This window comes from Paraburkholderia sp. BCC1886 (assembly GCF_900996245.1).
In the GTDB taxonomy this organism is placed as follows: Bacteria; Pseudomonadota; Gammaproteobacteria; order Burkholderiales; family Burkholderiaceae; genus Paraburkholderia.
In genome coordinates this window covers 211,746-229,868 of the sequence record NZ_CAAJGK010000107.1, presented here as the reverse complement: position 1 = coordinate 229,868, position 18,123 = coordinate 211,746, and the positions used below count along the sequence as shown (strand labels likewise).

Sequence of the window (18,123 nt, the reverse complement as noted above, 5' to 3'; positions counted from 1 at the left end):
GACGTTTCGAAACAATTCCGCTTCGCCGCCACCGCGGCGTCGCCAAACCTGGTTGACATCCATGAACGATACGCCGACGAGGCTACCGCTCAATCGCACCACGATCCTGCTGCTGGTGCTGGCCCTCGCCGTGATCTGGTTCGTACCGCTGGGCTGGCGCCATCTGCTGCCTAGCGACGAAGGCCGCTACGCTGAAATGGCGCGCGAAATGTTCGTCACCGGCGACTGGATCACGCCGCGCTACAACGGCTACAAGTATTTCGAGAAACCGCCGCTGCAAACCTGGTTCAACGCGCTGACTTTCGCGTGGTTCGGGATCGGCGAGTGGCAGGCGCGGCTTTACACCGCGCTGACCGGCTTCGCGGGCGTGCTGCTGCTCGGCTTTACCGGCGCGCGCGTGTTCAACGCGGCGACCGGCGTGTTCGCGGCCATCGCGCTGGCCAGTTCTCCGTACTGGAACCTGATGGGCCACTTCAACACACTCGACATGGGCCTGTCGTTCTGGATGGAAGTCACGCTCTGCGCGCTGCTGCTCGCGCAACGGCCCGGTCTGCAAACCGGCTGCGTGCGCGGCTGGATGTATGTGTGCTGGGGCTCGATGGCGCTGGCGGTGCTCTCGAAGGGGTTGGTCGGCCTGATCCTGCCGGGCGCGGTGCTCGTGCTCTACACGCTCGCCGCCCGCGACTGGGCGCTGTGGAAGCGCCTGCATCTGATCGGCGGCCTGATCGTCTTTTTCGCGATCGTCACCCCCTGGTTCGTGCTGGTGCAGCAGCGCAACCCCGAATTCCTGAATTTCTTCTTCATCGTGCAGCAGTTCAAGCGGTATCTGACGCCTGAACAGAATCGCCCCGGTGCGTTCTACTACTTCGTGCCGGTTCTGCTGGTCGGCTTCCTGCCGTGGCTGTCGGTGGCCGTGCAGAGCGTGCGGCACGCCTGGCGTCTGCCGCGCCAGCCCAACGGCTTCGCGCCGGTCACGCTGATGCTGGTCTGGACCGCGTTCATCTTCCTGTTTTTCAGTGCGTCGCACTCCAAGCTGCTGTCTTACACACTGCCGATCGCGCCGCCCATCGCGCTGTTGATCGGCATGTATCTGCCGCTCGTCACGCGCGAGCAGTGGCGGCGTCATCTGGCCGGCTACGCGCTGTTTCTGGTCGTGGCGGCGTTTGCCGCGCTGTTCATGACGCGCTTCGGCAGCGAGCGCAACCCGGCCGCGCTGTACGCGGAATTCCGGGGATGGGTGCTGGCCGCGCTCGGCGTGGCATTTGTGCTCACGCTCGCCGCGCTCTGGGCGAACCGCCGCAGCCGTAACGGCAGTCTCGGCGCCGTGGCGGCTTTCGGTGCGGCGTGGCTGCTGCTCGGCAGCATCGCCGGTACCGGGCACGACGTGTTCGGCCGGCAAAGCTCCGGCGTGCTGCTCGCGCCCGCCATCAAGGCGCAGCTCGCGAAGCTGCCGCCCGACACGCCGTTCTACTCGGTCGGCGTGCTCGATCACACGCTGCCTTTCTACGTCGATCACACGACGATCATGGTCGAGCACGCCGACGAACTTACGTTCGGCGTGTCCGTCGAGCCGCAGAAATGGGTGCCGTCGATCGCCGCATGGATTCCCATCTGGAAGGCCGACCGCTACGCGCTGGCGCTGCTGCCGCCGGAAACCTACGAGCGCTTTTTGAAGGAACAGTTGCCGATGCAGCTGATCGCGCGCGATTCGCGCCGCGTGGTGGTGATGAAGCCGCTCGCCGGTCCGGCGGCCACGCCCTTAGCGCCTGCGGCGGGCGTCGCTACGCCCGCCGCTACGCCCGTCGCTACGCACGTTGCTACACACGTAGAAAAACCCCAGTCATGACCCCATCTGAGGACCCGTCCGCCCGATGAACCCGATTTCGCTCTTTTGCATCCTCGCCGGCGTCACGTTGAACGCCGGCGCGCAGTTGCTGCTCAAAGCGGGCACGAATGCCGTTGGACACTTCGAATTCACCCGTGCGAACATTCTGCCCATCGCGTTCCGGCTCGCCACGCAGCCGCCGATCATCGGCGGGCTGGCCTGCTATGTGATCAGCGTGGCTGTGTGGGTAGTCGGGCTGTCGCGCGTCGACGTGTCGATCGCCTACCCGATGCTGTCGCTCGGTTACGTCGTCAACGCGTTCGCCGCGTGGTATCTGTTCGGCGAAGTGATGTCGGTGCAGAAGCTGGTGGGCATCGGCGTGATCCTGATCGGCGTGGTGGTGCTGGCGCGCAGCTAGGCGGCAGGTGTGGCGGGGCTCGCGTTATCCCGCCGCGCTGATTACCATTTGTGTCCATCGACTGCGGTTCGCCTGCGCGGGTGCGGGTTCCGCCGATTCTGTCTTCCCCGGCCGCGGCCCGGAGTTTGCGCGTGGTGTGTGCGACTGCGCGCCCTCCTCGGCCTGTTTCCCTCTCAATCGAGCGACGTATTCATGAGCCAGTCATCAGTCCCGTTCCTGCCGTTCGTCAAACCCGAAATCGATGAAGAAACGATTCAGGGCGTCGTCGACGTGCTGCGCTCCGGCTGGATTACCACCGGACCGCAGAACCAGAAGTTCGAAGCCGCGCTGTCGGACTACTGCGGCGGCCGCCCGGTGCGCACCTTCAATTCCGGCACGGCGACGCTCGAAATCGGCCTGCGCATCGCGGGCGTGGGCGCTGGAGACGAAGTCATCACGACGCCCGCTTCCTGGGTGTCCACCAGCAACGTGATTTACGAAGTCGGCGCAACGCCGGTGTTCGTCGACATCGACCCGGCGACCCGCAACATCGACCTCGACCTGCTCGAAAAAGCCATTACGCCGCGCACCAAGGCGCTGATTCCGGTGTATCTGTCGGGCTTGCCGGTCGATATGGACCGTCTGTACGAAATCGCCCGCGCGCACAAGCTGCGCGTGATCGAAGACGCCGCGCAGGCGTTCGGCGCCACGTGGCGCGGCGAGCGCATCGGCCGGCTGGGCGACATCGTGTCGTTCAGCTTCCACGCCAACAAGAATCTGACGTCGATCGAAGGCGGCGCCCTCGTTCTGAACAACGAAGAGGAAGCGGTGCTGGCGCAGAAATACCGTCTGCAAGGCATCGTGCGCACCGGCTTCGACGGCATGGACTGCGAGCTGCTCGGCGGCAAGTACAACCTCACGGACGTGGCCGCACGGGTCGGCCTCGGGCAGTTGCAGCACATCGAGCGTTTCACCGCGCAGCGCAAAAAGCTGGCGCGCGCGTATTTCGCCGGCCTCGAAGGCGGCGCAGCCGTGAAACTGGGGCTGGGCCTGCCGCTTGCGGATTTCGAGAACAGCAACTGGCACATGTTCCTCGTCACGCTGCCGCTCGACCGGCTGTCGATTTCCCGCGCCGAATTCATGAATCACCTGAAAGAGCGCGGCATCGGTTCGGGCGTGCACTATCCTGCGATTCACCTGTTCTCGCTGTACCGCGCGCGCGGTTTCAGCGAAGGCATGTTCCCGCACGCCGAGCATTACGGTGCCAGCACGGTCACGTTGCCGCTCTTCACGCAATTGAGCGATAGCGACGTGGCGCGGGTCTGCCAGGCGGTCAACGAAATTTGCGAACAATACGGAAAATAAGCGGACATGAGTTATTCGGAACATCGCGCCGTCACACCGGAAGTGTCGATCATCATCCCGGTGTACAACGAGGAAGCCGGGCTGGCCGCGCTGTTCGCGCGCCTCTACCCGGCACTCGACGCGCTCGGCACGTCGTATGAAGTGATCTTCATCAACGACGGCAGCCGCGACAAATCCGCCGCCCTGCTCGCGGAGCAGTTCCGCGCGCGGCCCGACACCTCGCGTGTGATCCTGCTGAATGGAAACTACGGCCAGCACATGGCGATTCTGGCGGGCTTCGAGCAGTCGCGCGGCGACATCGTCATTACGCTCGACGCCGACTTGCAGAACCCGCCCGAAGAAATCAGCAAGCTGGTCAACAAGATGCGCGAAGGCTACGACTACGTCGGCACGATCCGCCTGCAACGCCAGGACAGCCTGTGGCGCCGCAAGGCCTCGCGCGTGATGAACCGTCTGCGCGAGCGCATCACCCGCATCAAGATGACCGACCAGGGTTGCATGCTGCGGGCGTACAGCCGGCACATCATCGATACGATCAATCGCTGCGGCGAAATCAACACGTTCATTCCGGCGCTGGCGTACACGTTCGCGCAGAATCCGGTCGAAATCGAAGTCGCACACGAAGAGCGCTTTGCCGGCGAATCCAAATACTCGCTGTATTCGCTGATCCGTTTGAATTTCGACCTCGTCACCGGTTTCTCGGTGGTGCCGCTGCAGTGGCTGTCGTTCATCGGCGTGATCCTGTCGCTCGGCTCGGCCGCGCTGTTCGTGCTGCTGCTGATTCGCCGCTTCATCATCGGCGCGGAAGTGCAAGGCGTGTTCACGCTGTTCGCCATTACGTTCTTCCTGCTCGGCGTGATCATTTTCGCGCTCGGGCTGCTCGGCGAATATATCGGCCGGATTTACCAGCAGGTGCGCGCGCGGCCGCGTTATCTGGTGCAAACCATCCTCGAACAACGCGACGGCACGACCGTGACCGAAGCGCCGCGTCAGACCGTGGTGCACGGTGTGCAAGCCGCGCCGCTGCTCGATCAGGACACCCCCTCATGAAGCCACGCGCGGTCGTTTTCGCGTATCACAACGTCGGCGTGCGCTGCCTGTTGACGCTGCTGGCACGCGGCGTCGAAGTGGCGCTGGTCGTCACGCACGAAGACAGTCCGACCGAGAACATCTGGTTCGGCAGCGTCGCGTCGGTGGCAGCGGAGCACGGCATTCCGGTGCTTACGCCGGCCGACCCGAAGAGCGCGGAACTGCACGAGGCCCTCAGCGCCGCGCGGCCGGATTTCATCTTCTCGTTCTATTACCGGCACATGCTGCCCGTCGAGCTGCTGGCGCTCGCCACCCGCGGCGCGTACAACATGCATGGCTCGCTGCTGCCGAAGTACCGTGGCCGGGTGCCGACCAACTGGGCGGTGATACACGGCGAGAACGAAACCGGCGCGACGCTGCACGAAATGGCCGCGAAGCCCGATGCGGGCGCGATCATCGCGCAAACGCCGGTACCCATTCTGCCCGACGACACCGCCGCGCAAGTGTTCGACAAGGTCACCGTCGCCGCCGAACAGACGCTCTGGCGCGTGCTGCCGGCCTTGCTGGCCGGCGAGGCGCCGCATCTGCCGAACGACCTGACACAAGGCAGCTATTACGGCGGGCGCAAGCCGGAAGACGGCCGGATCGACTGGACGCAAACGGCGCAGCAGGTCTACAACCTGATCCGCGCGGTCGCGCCGCCCTATCCCGGCGCGTTTACCGATCTCGACGGCCATCGTTTCATCGTCGCGCGCGCCCGTCTGGCGCCGCCCGGCGCGCTCCGCTCGGATTTGCCCCCGGGCCTGCACGTAAGCGATAATGCCATTTTTGCGATATGCGGCGACGGCCGCGCCATCGCCATCCACGAATTGCGGCACTCGCAGAACGGCAAAGACGCCGCCGTTACTCCGGCCGGATTCGCCCAGCTCATTCAAACTCCCCGTCATTCATGAAAAAAGTCCTGATTCTGGGTGTGAACGGCTTCATCGGCCACCACCTGTCCAAACGCATTCTCGAGACGACCGACTGGGAAGTCTACGGGATGGACATGCAGACGGAACGTCTGGGCGACCTCATCAATCACGAGCGGATGCACTTCTTCGAAGGCGACATCACGATCAACAAGGAGTGGGTCGAATATCACGTCAAGAAATGCGACGTGATCCTGCCGCTGGTCGCGATCGCCACGCCCGCCACGTACGTCAAGCAGCCGCTGCGCGTGTTCGAACTCGACTTCGAAGCGAACCTGCCGATCGTGCGTTCGGCGGTCAAGTACGGCAAGCATCTGGTGTTTCCGTCGACCTCCGAGGTCTACGGCATGTGCACCGACGAGCAGTTCGATCCGGAAGAATCGCAACTGTCGTACGGCCCGATCAACAAGCCGCGCTGGATCTACGCGTGCTCCAAGCAGTTGATGGACCGGGTGATCTGGGGTTACGGCATGGAAGGTCTGAACTTCACGCTGTTCCGCCCGTTCAACTGGATCGGCCCGGGCCTCGACTCCATCTACACGCCGAAGGAAGGCAGCTCGCGCGTGGTCACGCAGTTCCTCGGCCACATCGTGCGCGGCGAGCACATCAGCCTCGTGGACGGCGGTGCGCAAAAACGTGCGTTTACCGATATCGACGACGGCATCGGCGCGCTGATGAAGATCATCGAAAATAAAGACGGCGTGGCGTCGGGCAAGATCTACAACATCGGCAACCCGACCAACAATTTCTCGGTGCGCGAGCTTGCGCACAAGATGCTGAATCTGGCCGCCGAATTCTCCGAATACGCGGACACCGCCAAGCAGGTTCAGCTGATCGAAACCTCGTCGGGCGCGTATTACGGTGCGGGCTATCAGGACGTGCAGAATCGCGTGCCGAAAATCGACAACACAATGCAGGAACTCGACTGGGCGCCGGTCACCACGTTCGACGAAGCGCTGCGCAAGATTTTCGAAGCGTATCGCGGTCACGTCGGCGAAGCGCGCGCGCTCGTCGAACAGCAATAAGGCACGTCACTTGGCCCGTATCGTCCTGAAGATCGACGTCGACACGCTGCGCGGCACGCGCGAAGGCGTGCCGAACCTTGCGCGCATCTTCGATCGCTTCCAGGCGCGCGCGACTTTCCTGTTCAGCCTCGGACCCGACCACACCGGCTGGGCCATGCGCCGCGTATTGCGGCCGGGGTTTCTGAAGAAGGTGTCGCGCACCTCGGTGGTCGAGCACTACGGCATCCGGCAGTTGATGTACGGCGTCTTGCTGCCGGGGCCGGATATCGGCGTGAAGAGCGCGGCCGAGATGCGCGCGATTCACGAAGCGGGTTTCGAGTGCGGTATTCACACCTGGGATCATGTGTACTGGCAGGACAACGTCAGGAAGCAGGACGAAGCGTGGACCCGCAAGCAGATGCAGCGCAGCTACGAGCGGTTCACGGGGATCTTCGGCGCACCGCCCTCGACGCACGGCGCGGCGGGCTGGCAGATGAACGGCCACGCGTTCGAACAGATCGACGCATGGGGTATGAAGTACGCGTCCGACGGCCGTGGCCACTCCCCTTATCTACCGGTGCTGAACGGCCGGACGCTCGCTCACGTGCAGATGCCGACCACGCTGCCCACGCTCGACGAAGTGCTCGGCGTGGACGGTATCGACGAACACAGTGTGGCCGCGTGGATGCTCGCACGCACCGAGAACAATCCGCACGATCAGGTGTTCACGCTGCACGCGGAACTCGAAGGCCAGAAGCTCGCGCCGATCTTCGAACAGTTGCTGCAAGGCTGGCGCGCGCAAGGCCACACGTTTGCCACCATGGGCGATTACTACGCGACGCTAGACCGCGACACGCTGCCATCGTACCCTGTTACATGGGGTGAAATTCCAGGACGTTCCGGCGAGTTGATCATCCAGCGTTGACTGGACGAAGCACCGCCGCTCTGACGACCGGCCGTCGCGCGAGAATCCGCCGCGCAACGGTCGACCTCCCCAAGCCTCGACGCCAGGCCGCCGCCTTAGTTGCGCGGCGCCAGCCATAACAACCGGAGAAACTCGTGCCCATCGCAGTCGACCAACCCGTCCCCGACTTCACCGCGCCCGCTACCGGCGGCGAGATCACGCTGTCAGCGCTGCAGGGCAAAAAGGTGGTGCTGTACTTCTATCCGAAAGACAACACGCCCGGCTGCACCACCGAAAGTCTGCAATTCCGCGATCTGTATCCGAAATTCAGCAAGGCCGGCGCCGAAGTGCTGGGCGTATCGCGCGACAGCCTGCGCTCGCACGACAATTTCAAGGCCAAGCTCGACCTGCCCTTCCCGCTCATCTCCGATCCGGAAGAAACGCTGTGCGCGCTGTTCGGCGTCATGAAACTGAAGAAAATGTATGGCAAGGAAGTGCGCGGCATCGAGCGCTCGACGTTCCTGATCGACGCCGAAGGCGTGTTGCGTCACGAATGGCGCGGCGTGAAAGTGCCGGGCCACGTCGACGATATTCTGGAGGCTGTACAAGCGCTTTGAGGCACGTTATATTGGCCCGCAATGAGTGCCTGTCCATCCCAAACTCTTCTTCGCTGCGCCAGACTCGACGGCCGGTTTGCCGGTTTCGTCGGAGTCGTGAGCCGCACCGCGAACACAGTAGGCGAGCCGCTTGCCCCGTACGCCGGGGCGGCGGCTTTTTCAATTGCGCGCGGCCTTTCGTTCACAGGGTTGCGCGCTCCCGTTAAGGAGCCGATCGAAGACCAGGCGAACCGGCATCTCTAGACCGAATGCGCGCCTCCGGGCGCAATCTGCGTGCGCGAGCTTCGGCACCGGCAGAATGCGACAGGCGGCGCACGATATGTGCTTCGATTTTTTCGAGGGAAACCATGCCTTTGCCTACCCCCCCCAGCAAGCTCGGCAATCTCCTGCCGCCTGACGAATACAAGGCCAAAGCCGCCACCCCGGCGCGCTCCGCCGCGAAGAAACAGGCGAATGAAGGCGATGCCGCAGCAACGGGCGCCGAACCGGCAGATTACGGCCGCGCCAACGTCGCCACGCCGATGGCGCACGCCGCCAATGCCGCCACGACCTTGCGGCCGGTGCCGTCGAGCGCCGCGGCTACGTCCAGCGCATCTGTTGCCGATCAGGCCGAACCCACCCGCCGCACAGGTTCGCCCAGCCGCAAATCGAAACAGACCGCTGCCCTGTTGCAGCCGGTTCCCGCAGCGCGTCCCCAAGTCGAGGCGAACACGCCGGCTGCGCAGCCGGTTGCGCAGCCAGAACCCGTGGTCGCCCGTGCGCCCGGCGCGAAGCAGGCCGACGCGGTCAAACCCGCCGCCGCGCCCAGCACGCGCGGCACCACCAAAAAACGCGGCGCGGCCACCGACCCGGTCGAAATGCAGAAGCTGTTCGTGCTCGACACGAACGTGCTGATGCACGACCCGAGCTGCCTGTTCCGTTTCGAGGAACACGACGTCTATCTGCCGATGATGACGTTGGAAGAACTCGACAACCACAAGAAAGGCATGTCGGAAGTCGCGCGTAACGCGCGTCAGGTGAGCCGCACGCTGGACGCGCTGGTGGCGAACGCCGGCAATATGTCGGACGGCATTTCGCTGGCGCGTCTGGGTAGCCGCGAGGCATCCGGGCGTCTGTACTTCCAGACCAAGCTGACGGCCATCGAGCCGGTGGAAGGTCTGCCGGAAGGCAAGGCCGACAACCAGATTCTCGGCGTGGTGCGCGCCTTGCAGCGCGACCGCAGCGATCGCCAGGTCGTACTGGTGTCGAAAGACATCAACATGCGCATCAAGGCGCATGCGCTCGGGCTGCCCGCCGAAGATTACTTCAACGACCAGGTGCTCGAAGACAGCGATCTGCTGTACTCCGGCATTCGCGCGCTGCCGCAGGATTTCTGGGTCAAGCACGCGAAGGGCATGGAGAGCTGGCAGGACACCAAAACCGGCACCACGTACTACCGGGTGACGGGTCCGCTGTGCGCTTCGATGCTGGTCAACGAGTTCGTTTATCTGGAGCCGCAGAACGGCGAGCCGGCGTTCCATGCGCTGGTGCGCGAACTGAACGGCAAGACGGCGCTGCTGCAAACCTTGCGCGACTACGGTCACCACAAGAACAACGTGTGGGGCATCACGGCGCGCAATCGCGAGCAGAATTTCGCGCTGAATCTGCTGATGAACCCGGAAATCGATTTCGTCACGCTGCTCGGCCAGGCCGGTACCGGTAAGACACTGGTCGCGCTCGCGGCCGGTCTCGCGCAGGTGCTGGACGACAAGCGCTACAACGAGATCATCGTGACGCGTGCGACCGTGCCGGTCGGCGAAGACATCGGCTTTCTGCCGGGTACGGAAGAGGAAAAAATGCAGCCATGGATGGGTGCATTCGACGACAACCTCGAAGTCCTGCAGAAAACCGACGATGCGGCCGGTGAATGGGGTCGCGCCGCCACGCAGGAACTGATCCGTTCGCGGCTGAAGGTGAAGAGCATGAACTTCATGCGCGGCCGTACGTTCGTCGACAAGTATCTGATTATCGACGAGGCGCAAAACCTGACGCCCAAGCAGATGAAGACGCTGGTCACGCGCGCGGGTCCGGGCACGAAGATCATCTGTCTGGGCAACATTGCGCAGATCGACACGCCGTACCTGACCGAAGGCAGTTCGGGTTTGACGTACGTGGTGGATCGCTTCAAGGGCTGGGCGCACAGCGGACACGTCACGCTGGCGCGCGGCGAGCGGTCGCGCCTGGCCGATTACGCGTCCGAAATCCTTTAAGCTCTATAGCGTTTTTTTGCCGCAAAAAGCCGCGCCGGGTCACACCGGCGCGGCTTTTTTTCATTAGCGGCGTAGCGGGTTATTGCCACACTTAGCACATGAACTTCAAGTAAATTGTCAAGAAATCTTGCCGAAGCCTGATGGGACCGGCTACCATCCGACCACCGTTCGCCATTAAACGAGTGTTTACGCTCGCTGTTCGTCCATGCGCCGACTTGCCTTTTCGCTGCTGACCGTCCTGCTGCTCGCCGCTTGCGCCGGTGCGCCACAGAAGACGTCGTCGCGCGCGGGCGGCTCGATCGTCGTCGCGAACGGCGCTTATCACGCGCCACCGCCGGGTTTCCCGAATTTCGTCGATCACAGCATCGGCCGCGAGGAAATCTCGATTCAGGCGATGGGTCTCGTCGGCATTCCGTACCGCTGGGGTGGCAATACGCCTGATAGCGGCTTCGATTGCAGCGGTCTGGTTCGCTACGTCCTGTTGCGCGCGGCTTCGGTGAACCTGCCGCGGACTACCGCGGATATGAGCGGACGTGGTGAGTCGGTGGAACCGAACGAGATCGCGCCTGGCGATCTGGTGTTCTTCAACACGACGGGACGCGCGCATTCGCACGTTGGGATCTACGTGGGCAAGCTGCGTTTCGTCAATGCGCCGTCGACGGGCGGGACCGTGCGGCTCGATTATCTGACCAATCCTTATTGGGCCAAACGCTTCGACGGCATCCGGCGGATGGCCGCGCCGGCGGCCACGCCTGCACCTTTCGATACGCCGGTTTATCAGGCTGCGGCGCCGCAACCGGTGATAGTGCCGACGGTGCCTACCGTGCCTCAGGGACCGGCGTTGGCTGCGGCAAGCGCTACTGGCAGCGTCGGCAACACCAGCGTTCAAGCCGATTCCTTCGAGCCTCCGCCACCCGCCTTGACCGCCGCTCAGCAACAGGCCCGCGAAGCGGGTGCCGTTGCGCCGACGGTCGTGCCGGCTCGAACGCTTGATTACAGCGTAGCCACCGCTCCAGTCCAGCCATCGGCGACGACAGCGCGCGCGCCCGCCCTGCCGGCCGCCGTCGCCCGCGCACCGGATCCGATCGATGCCGCCGCCGACGCTTTCGAGCCGCCGCCGCCGAGCGCCTCGCTGGCCGAGCGGCAAGCTCGCCAGGCGCGGCAAGCGCAGGCGGCGGACTCCACCGACAGCGGAGTGCAGATCATGCGCGCCTCCACTGCTTCCCGCGGCATGCCCGCGCCCACGCAGACCACCGACGACCCCATCGCCCGTTTCGCGAACGGCAACTTCTGACATCGCTCGGGGATCGCTGCGACCTACCCGCGAGCCCGTCACGGCCAGCCCGTCGATCTGCTATCTTCACCGGTATTCTTCCGACAGCGGGTGGTGACAATGGATCTCGGTCTCAAAGACAAAGTGGTGTTGATCACAGGCGGCAGCAAAGGCATCGGGCTCGCGTGCGCGCGGGCTTTCGCTTCGGAGGGCGCCAAAGTCGCGATCGTGTCGCGCGATCCCGCCAATCTGGCGCGCGCCTACGAGCAGTTGAAACAGGAAGGCTTGCATGTGCACCGGACCCGCGCCGATCTGCACGAATCGCATAGCGCCGCCGAAATCGTCGAAGAAGTCAGCACGGCCGTGGGCCCGATCGACGTGCTGATCAACAGCGCCGGCGCGGCTCGCCGCTACGACCCGGAGACGCTCGATGCCGACGCGTTCCGCGCGACCATGGAAGCCAAGTATTTCCCCTACATCTACCCGCAGCAGGAAGTGCTGAGGCGCATGGCCGAACGGGCGAAATCCGGTCAGGGCGGCGCGCCCGGCACGATCGTCAACATCATCGGCATGGGCGGCAAGATCGCGAGCGACATTCATATTGCAGGTGGCGCCGCGAACGCCGCGCTGATGCTGGCCACCGTGGGCCTCGCCCACTACTACGCGCGCTACGGCATTCGCATCAACGCGATCAACCCGGGTTCGACGCTCACCGAACGCGTCGAGGAAGCGGTCAAGCTGGAGGCATCGCAACAAGGTATCGACAGCGCGGATGCGCTCGCGCGCGGTCAAGCGAAAGTGCCGCTGGGGCGGTATGCGAAGCCGGAGGAAATTGCGGATGTCGCGCTGTTTCTGGCCAGTAGCCGCGCGAGTTACGTGACGGGCGCGATTGTCCCGATGGATGGCGGCAGCGCGCCGCTGATTTGAGCGATCGTCACAAAGCGGGCGCCGACCGGGCGCCCGCTTTTCGGTTTACATCAACCGGTGGCCGACCCACCAGCCGGCCGCAGCGAGCGCCGCGGAGGCCGGAATCGTCAGAATCCACGCCCATACGATGTTGCCGGCCACGCCCCAGCGCACTGCACTGAGCTTTTGCGTCGCGCCGACGCCAACGATGGCGCCGGTAATCGTGTGCGTGGTGGACACCGGAATGCCGAGCCACGAAGCGGTAAACAGCGTGATCGCCCCGCCCGACTCCGCGCAGAAACCGCCTACCGGCTTGAGCTTGGTGATTTTCTGCCCCATCGTGCGGACGATGCGCCAGCCTCCAAACAGCGTTCCCACGCCCATCGACAGATAGCAGCCGCCGATCACCCACAGCGGCGGCGCGTCGGCAAGCGACGACGCATAGCCGGTCGCGATCAGCAGCATCCAGATGATGCCGATGGTTTTCTGCGCGTCGTTACCGCCGTGTCCCAGGCTATACAACCCCGCCGACACCAGTTGCAGCCGGCGAAAGCGCCGGTCGACCTTGCTCGGCGGCGTGCGGAAATAGATCCACGACACCGCCAGCATGAAGAACGAACCGAGCACGAAACCAAGCAGCGGCGAGATGAAAATGAAAGCTACTGTTTTTAGCAAGCCATCGATGTTGAGCGACCCCCAACCCGATTTGGCCAGCGCGGCGCCCACCAGACCGCCGATCAGCGCATGCGACGAACTGGACGGAATGCCGTAATGCCACGTGATGATGTTCCAGCCGATCGCCCCGACCAGCGCACCGAAAATCACGTAATGGTCGACGATGACCGGGTCGATCGTGCCTTTACCGACAGTAGCGGCCACCTTCAGATGGAACACGAAATAAGCGATGACGTTGAACGCCGCCGCGAACGCGACGGCTTGCTGCGGCTTCAACACGCCGGTCGAAACGACCGTGGCGATGGAATTCGCCGCGTCGTGAAAACCGTTCATGAAGTCGAAGATCAGCGCCACGGCGACGAGACCGACGACGACCCAGATAGCGAGTTGGATCGATTGCATTAGGCGTTTTCCAGCACGATGCCTTCGATGATGTTCGCTACGTCCTCACATTTGTCCGTGATCGTTTCGAGCAGTTCGTAAATGGCTTTCAGCTTGATCAGCGTCTTGACGTTGTCTTCTTCGCGGAAGAGCTTCGACATGGCCGAACGCAGCACCCGGTCGGCTTCCGATTCGAGGCGGTCGATTTCTTCGCAGGCCTTCAGGATCTGGCTGGCCTGCTTCATGTCCGACAGCAGGCTCACCGCGTATTGCACGCGCTCGGAAGTCGCCGTGCAAATGTGCGCCAGCTGACTCGCCTCGGACGTGACGAATTGCACGTCGTACAAAGAAATAGCCGTGGCGACGTCCTCCATCAGGTCGAGGATGTCGTCCATCGTGGTGATGAGCTTGTGGATTTCGTCGCGGTCGAGCGGCGTGATGAAAGTCTTGTGCAGCAGATCGATGGTTTCGTGCGTGAGCTTGTCAGCGGCCTTTTCGGCCTTCTGCACATTCTGCTTGTGGGTTTCGGCATCCTGCAGATTGTCGATCAGCAGTTCGAGTTCGTGGCTCGCCGAGACGATGCACGTTGCGTGCGCATTGAAAATTTCAAAGAACTTGCCCTCGGTGGGCATGAACCTACCAAACATTTTAACTCCGGATAATCTGATTTTGCGTGTAAAATCAACAACTTACATCGCCAATCACGAAATCAAAAAGACCTAGTACGTAATCTGTACGTAAATCCACTTCGGCCCGAAGTTATGTGTCGGGTTCGTGACAATGCGCGATTCTAACGGAAAGCGCGCACGCGTTGGCACGTAGAGATGCCCGCAACGCGTGTCTATCACGCGTCGGTCACCCCTTAGCCTCTTGCTCGCGCCATTTCCGCTCTTCCTCCTTCAGGTCGATGCCATCGACACTCAAGAAGAATTCATACTGGCTGAAGCGCTTGATCTGCACCTGGGCCGGATCATGACGGCAGGGCAAGCTCAGGTCGAGCTTTTCGCCGCCGAACGCCTCAATAGCACCGGAAAGCAATTCGCCGAGCGTCCTCCAGGCTTCAACCGCTACGTCGAGCAGGTCTCGGTCAGGGAATTGCGGGATCATCCAAGTGCGCCAGAGCGCAGGCGCGGAGTCGCAGTCTGGCCCGAAGCCGCGAAGCACCTTGTTCGTTTTGCACATAGCCTTGTAACGCTCATACGCTTCATCCGACGTCTCAGTCGGGTAGACAGCGAACGGAATGACGACCTTAATTGTCGCACCCTCCGTCGTTCCAATCCGACCATGACTTTTCAGCTGAAGAGCACCGTGGTGAACAACGAAGTCGCGTCGCTTGCCAAGCGTCTGCATGAGGGCGTTTGAGGAAACTGCGTCCAGCAACGGCTTGATTTTTGACTTCTCGCCGGGATGCCGCTGCAAGTCGTTAGTCAAGGCTTGGGGGACTTCCTTGATAGCACGAAGGAACGAATTGCATGAATAGCGGAATGGCTCCGGCTCATGGTAATTCGCTTCCATCTGGTGTAGATACCAGTGACACTCCTGCCACCGATCGAGCGATAGCGCCAGATTGCTGTGCGCGCAGGTTTCCATCCATACCTCGTTCATTTCGTTTCGTCATCGACTGGCCTGTCTAAAGCCTCACAGGCAATCCGGACACTCCAACCATCTTCGGACTGGAGTCAGGTCATTTTAGATAATTCTGACTAGCCATCGGCCGCAGTCGCCAGCAAGGGTTTGATAGCGCAAGACAGCTAGTCGCGCGAAGCCCGCGCCCCGCAACTGCTAGCCCTCTCGCAGACCGTTTCGATGCTTCCCACGCAAAGAGCACTGACAAGGCGCGGAGCGGGCACGACTGACCTTCGCCCGGCTTTCAATGGTACTGACAGCAGCTATGTGAGCCTGACACATTAGGGCCAAACCAGCGGATAATACCCGGATAACATGTGTATTGAGGCGGGGGGTGCTGAAGATGGATAACCAAGTGGTCAAATTTGTGCGGCAAAAGGATTTCGTGCTAGAAAAACGCCTTGGCCAAGGCGCAACGGGCAACACCGTTCTACTTCACGATCCGGTTATCAACGAGCGCTTCGCCTGCAAAAAATACGAACCGGCGAATTCAGAACACGCCCCTCAATTCTTTGACCTCTTCGTCCGAGAGATAAAACTACTCCATCTACTGAATCATCCGAATATCGTGCGGGTGTTCAATTATCACCTCTTTCCCAAGCAAAATACTGGCTATATTTTGATGGAATACGTGAGCGGCATGGATATTGGAACGCACTTACTCATATCATCAGATAACATTAACGATATTTTCACACAAACAATAGATGGTTTCGCCTATCTTGAGAAAAATGGAATATTGCACCGCGATATCCGGGAAAGCAACATTCTCATCACTTCCGGCAACGTCGTCAAAATAATAGATTTTGGATTTGGGAAGCAAGCAACCTCAGATGGCGACTACAACAAAAGCATTTCCTTGAATTGGTGGTGCGACTTACCCAACGAATTCAAAGAATCGATTTATGACTTTCGCACCGAAGTCTACTTTGTCGGAAAACTATTCGAGAAAATCATCCGGGAGCTGCATATTGAAGCGTTCAAGCACGGCGATCTTTTAGATTGTATGTGCCGGATTGAGCCGAATGGACGAATTGGCTCATTCTCCGAAGCGAAAAGTGCGATTCTTGCCACAGATTTTGACAGCGATTTCTCATCTGGCGAGCGGAACAGCTATCTTGAATTTGCAGATAGCCTCTCCAATCTACTGAGATCCATTGAGGCAGACGCAAAATACCATTCTCCGGCCTCGGTCATAGCAACCAAACTTGAGGAAATTTATCGCAAGGTAAGGCTTGAAGATTTCCTACCCAATCCGACAGCCATTTCAAGCTGCTTTATTAATGGGGCATATAAATACAGCAAACGCGCTAATTTCGAAGTCAATACTTTGAAAAATTTTCTTACGCTTTTCAGGAAGGCCTCACGCGAAAAGCAAGAAATCATTATCGCAAATCTGCACAGCCGATTTGACGCAATGCCGCGCCATACCCAACCCCCCCCGTTCATGGACGACGACATTCCGTTCTAGAGGTATTGTTACAGTGACTTTTTGAGACTTTTCACACGTCCAATAAGCGATTCAATAAGATAATCAAACGTGTGAATCTCAATCTTGCTATCGCGCCCTATCTGCCGACGAAGCCGCCGAGTATCTTCAGACTCTGTCGCCCGCCGCCCCATGATAATCAACCCTTGCACGTCCGGATGAATCTCCGTGAGGCCTAGGCCGTCTTCGCCCCTGTCGCGTGCAGCGTAATTTTGATTCACCGCGAGCCACATGCGCCAGTCCTGTATCTGGCGGATCGCGTGAGTTAGAGGGGCAGACGGATTGCCAGACTTCGTAAACATCTTTGCCAATGGACTTTCAAGCTCCACCGCTTGCCAGCGGAAACCCATTGAATCCCGTTCTCCGATCATAAAGTCCGTCACATGCTGCACGCCAAGGCGCTGCTTCGGAATGATCCAACGGCCATGTCCCCCGCCAAGATGTTGAATTAGGTATTTGGGGTTGGCCTGAAGGAACTGCTGGATATCTTCTTCACGCGTAGCCGAATCCAGCGCATCACTCAAGGCGTCAATGTCGGATTCGTCCACCGTATCCCAGCGGCTATAAAAGTCGCGAAGAGGATCACGCGCGCGAATCTCGTCCCAAACCTCTGAGGCCAGCCTCGGTTTCATCGAAATACCCCGAGTAGAGCGCTACGGTCGCAGAGCATTACTTCTTATTCTGAGGTGCATTGCCTGCTTGCGGCTGGGGCGTCGGCTGTTTCGGTGTGGCAGGACTTACTGGCTGCAATTTCCCGCCCGTGACACCTTTCTCAGCTCGCTGCATCTTCGTGCCGATTGCCCCATCTTGGGCAAAGGCCCAGTTTCCGCCCTTCTCGCTTTTGTTCGCCATGTTGGCCCCATTCAAGTTGACTGACACAAAGAGAATCGTCAGCGACAGCCCGACTCCAAATGCCGTCGCGTATATCCATCCGTTCAGATGCTGCGCGACCTTCTCGGTCTTGGTCCACTCGTCGCGCGCATCTTCCTCGCGGTCCTCGTAATAACGTTCCGCACGGTCAAACTGAACTTCGACCGCCATCTGGCTGACGACGTACGAAGCAATAACCAACACCATCGCAACAGTGAATGCAATCCACGAACCATACAGCGCCCAAGCAAGCTTGGCTTCCCGAATGGGAATGAAGTCCTTGAGAAAGCCTAGCGACAACCCAAGCCCCGCGCCCGAGTAAGTCAAAACCGATTTATCTAGGTTTTCCGCATTTGATATACGCAGTTTTGCGAGGTTGTCGCGCTCCCTTTCGTGAATACGCGTGCGCTCCTTTGCGCGCTCCCTCGCATCCTTTTGTCCGGACGACTCGCGAATTTCGCCCCGTACCCGTCGAGTTGCCACGCTTGGGTCTACTTCTTCTCGCCACCAGACTTGCCGCCGCTCCCATTGCCGCCATTCCC

17 protein-coding genes are annotated in these 18,123 nt (G+C 61.0%); 12 read left to right on the top strand and 5 right to left on the bottom strand.

All coding sequences use genetic code 11. From position 1 onward, the window contains the following. The first annotated feature begins 61 nt into the window (after nt 1–61). From FQ746_RS31480 to FQ746_RS31425, 11 genes are all read left to right on the top strand, one after another. Nucleotides 62–1,846, top strand: coding sequence for an ArnT family glycosyltransferase (locus FQ746_RS31480; protein ID WP_144113718.1), 1,785 nt, complete (start codon nt 62–64; stop codon nt 1,844–1,846). Between the two features lie 25 nt (nt 1,847–1,871). Continuing rightward, a complete protein-coding gene (locus FQ746_RS31475; protein WP_144113717.1) occupies nt 1,872–2,243 on the top strand; it encodes an SMR family transporter in 372 nt (123 codons plus the stop codon). A 192-nt stretch (nt 2,244–2,435) separates the two neighbouring features. Next, on the top strand, nt 2,436–3,587 hold the full coding sequence (locus tag FQ746_RS31470; RefSeq protein ID WP_144113716.1) for a DegT/DnrJ/EryC1/StrS family aminotransferase: 1,152 nt from the start codon (nt 2,436–2,438) through the stop codon (nt 3,585–3,587). A gap of 6 nt (nt 3,588–3,593) precedes the next feature. Next, a complete protein-coding gene (locus tag FQ746_RS31465) occupies nt 3,594–4,637 on the top strand; it encodes a glycosyltransferase (protein WP_144113715.1) in 1,044 nt (347 codons plus the stop codon). Further along, nucleotides 4,634–5,569, top strand: coding sequence for a formyltransferase (locus tag FQ746_RS31460; RefSeq protein ID WP_144113714.1), 936 nt, complete (start codon nt 4,634–4,636; stop codon nt 5,567–5,569). Before FQ746_RS31465 ends, FQ746_RS31460 begins: the two co-directional genes overlap by 4 nt. Further along, nucleotides 5,566–6,612 (top strand): bifunctional UDP-4-keto-pentose/UDP-xylose synthase, encoded by a 1,047-nt coding sequence (locus tag FQ746_RS31455; protein WP_144113713.1) that lies wholly within the window; start codon nt 5,566–5,568, stop codon nt 6,610–6,612. The genes FQ746_RS31460 and FQ746_RS31455 overlap by 4 nt, the downstream gene beginning before the upstream one ends. 10 nt (nt 6,613–6,622) lie before the next feature. Then, nucleotides 6,623–7,516, top strand: coding sequence for a polysaccharide deacetylase family protein (locus tag FQ746_RS31450; protein ID WP_144113712.1), 894 nt, complete (start codon nt 6,623–6,625; stop codon nt 7,514–7,516). Nucleotides 7,517–7,650: 134 nt separating this feature from the next. Beyond that, nucleotides 7,651–8,112: a peroxiredoxin gene (locus FQ746_RS31445; protein ID WP_144113711.1), complete on the top strand. Its 462-nt coding sequence runs from the start codon at nt 7,651–7,653 to the stop codon at nt 8,110–8,112. A gap of 347 nt (nt 8,113–8,459) precedes the next feature. Further along, a complete protein-coding gene (locus FQ746_RS31435; protein ID WP_144113710.1) occupies nt 8,460–10,361 on the top strand; it encodes a PhoH family protein in 1,902 nt (633 codons plus the stop codon). Nucleotides 10,362–10,566: 205 nt separating this feature from the next. Beyond that, entirely contained in the window at nt 10,567–11,655 is a 1,089-nt protein-coding gene (locus FQ746_RS31430) for a C40 family peptidase (RefSeq protein ID WP_144113709.1), read from the top strand. 99 nt (nt 11,656–11,754) lie between these two features. Next, nucleotides 11,755–12,561 (top strand): SDR family oxidoreductase, encoded by an 807-nt coding sequence (locus FQ746_RS31425; protein ID WP_144113708.1) that lies wholly within the window; start codon nt 11,755–11,757, stop codon nt 12,559–12,561. Between the two features lie 45 nt (nt 12,562–12,606). Here the strand turns inward: FQ746_RS31425 and FQ746_RS31420 are convergent, their stop codons facing one another. From FQ746_RS31420 to FQ746_RS31410, 3 genes are all read right to left on the bottom strand, one after another. Continuing rightward, complete coding sequence (locus tag FQ746_RS31420) at nt 12,607–13,617, bottom strand: inorganic phosphate transporter (RefSeq protein ID WP_144113707.1); 1,011 nt, start codon at nt 13,615–13,617, stop codon at nt 12,607–12,609. Continuing rightward, entirely contained in the window at nt 13,617–14,243 is a 627-nt protein-coding gene (locus FQ746_RS31415; protein ID WP_144113706.1) for a DUF47 domain-containing protein, read from the bottom strand. The genes FQ746_RS31420 and FQ746_RS31415 overlap by 1 nt, the downstream gene beginning before the upstream one ends. A 208-nt stretch (nt 14,244–14,451) precedes the next feature. Continuing rightward, nucleotides 14,452–15,201, bottom strand: a complete 750-nt coding sequence (locus FQ746_RS31410) for a hypothetical protein (protein ID WP_144113705.1) — start codon at nt 15,199–15,201, stop codon at nt 14,452–14,454. A 364-nt stretch (nt 15,202–15,565) separates the two neighbouring features. On the opposite strand from FQ746_RS31410, the gene FQ746_RS31405 reads away from it, so the two are divergent. After that, nucleotides 15,566–16,693: a protein kinase family protein gene (locus FQ746_RS31405; protein WP_144113704.1), complete on the top strand. Its 1,128-nt coding sequence runs from the start codon at nt 15,566–15,568 to the stop codon at nt 16,691–16,693. 8 nt (nt 16,694–16,701) lie between these two features. Here the strand turns inward: FQ746_RS31405 and FQ746_RS31400 are convergent, their stop codons facing one another. Continuing rightward, nucleotides 16,702–17,343 carry a Shedu anti-phage system protein SduA domain-containing protein gene (locus tag FQ746_RS31400; protein WP_144113703.1) on the bottom strand — a complete coding sequence of 214 codons (642 nt, stop codon included), beginning with the start codon at nt 17,341–17,343 and terminating at the stop codon, nt 16,702–16,704. Between the two features lie 37 nt (nt 17,344–17,380). Further along, nucleotides 17,381–18,064 carry a hypothetical protein gene (locus FQ746_RS31395; protein WP_260854234.1) on the bottom strand — a complete coding sequence of 228 codons (684 nt, stop codon included), beginning with the start codon at nt 18,062–18,064 and terminating at the stop codon, nt 17,381–17,383. Nucleotides 18,065–18,123 lie beyond the last annotated feature (59 nt).

Bases quoted from the DNA above. Each gene is read 5' to 3' on its own strand.
- FQ746_RS31475 (WP_144113717.1), top strand. From the start codon at position 1,872: ATGAACCCGATTTCGCTCTTTTGCATCCTCGCCGGCGTCACGTTGAAC.
- FQ746_RS31470 (WP_144113716.1), top strand. From the start codon at position 2,436: ATGAGCCAGTCATCAGTCCCGTTCCTGCCGTTCGTCAAACCCGAAATC.
- FQ746_RS31460 (WP_144113714.1), top strand. From the start codon at position 4,634: ATGAAGCCACGCGCGGTCGTTTTCGCGTATCACAACGTCGGCGTGCGC.
- FQ746_RS31455 (WP_144113713.1), top strand. From the start codon at position 5,566: ATGAAAAAAGTCCTGATTCTGGGTGTGAACGGCTTCATCGGCCACCAC.
- FQ746_RS31410 (WP_144113705.1), bottom strand. From the start codon at position 15,201: ATGAACGAGGTATGGATGGAAACCTGCGCGCACAGCAATCTGGCGCTA.
- FQ746_RS31430 (WP_144113709.1), top strand. From the start codon at position 10,567: ATGCGCCGACTTGCCTTTTCGCTGCTGACCGTCCTGCTGCTCGCCGCT.
- FQ746_RS31480 (WP_144113718.1), top strand. From the start codon at position 62: ATGAACGATACGCCGACGAGGCTACCGCTCAATCGCACCACGATCCTG.
- FQ746_RS31435 (WP_144113710.1), top strand. From the start codon at position 8,460: ATGCCTTTGCCTACCCCCCCCAGCAAGCTCGGCAATCTCCTGCCGCCT.
- FQ746_RS31425 (WP_144113708.1), top strand. From the start codon at position 11,755: ATGGATCTCGGTCTCAAAGACAAAGTGGTGTTGATCACAGGCGGCAGC.
- FQ746_RS31405 (WP_144113704.1), top strand. From the start codon at position 15,566: ATGGATAACCAAGTGGTCAAATTTGTGCGGCAAAAGGATTTCGTGCTA.
- FQ746_RS31420 (WP_144113707.1), bottom strand. From the start codon at position 13,617: ATGCAATCGATCCAACTCGCTATCTGGGTCGTCGTCGGTCTCGTCGCC.
- FQ746_RS31415 (WP_144113706.1), bottom strand. From the start codon at position 14,243: ATGTTTGGTAGGTTCATGCCCACCGAGGGCAAGTTCTTTGAAATTTTC.
- FQ746_RS31465 (WP_144113715.1), top strand. From the start codon at position 3,594: ATGAGTTATTCGGAACATCGCGCCGTCACACCGGAAGTGTCGATCATC.
- FQ746_RS31400 (WP_144113703.1), bottom strand. From the start codon at position 17,343: ATGAAACCGAGGCTGGCCTCAGAGGTTTGGGACGAGATTCGCGCGCGT.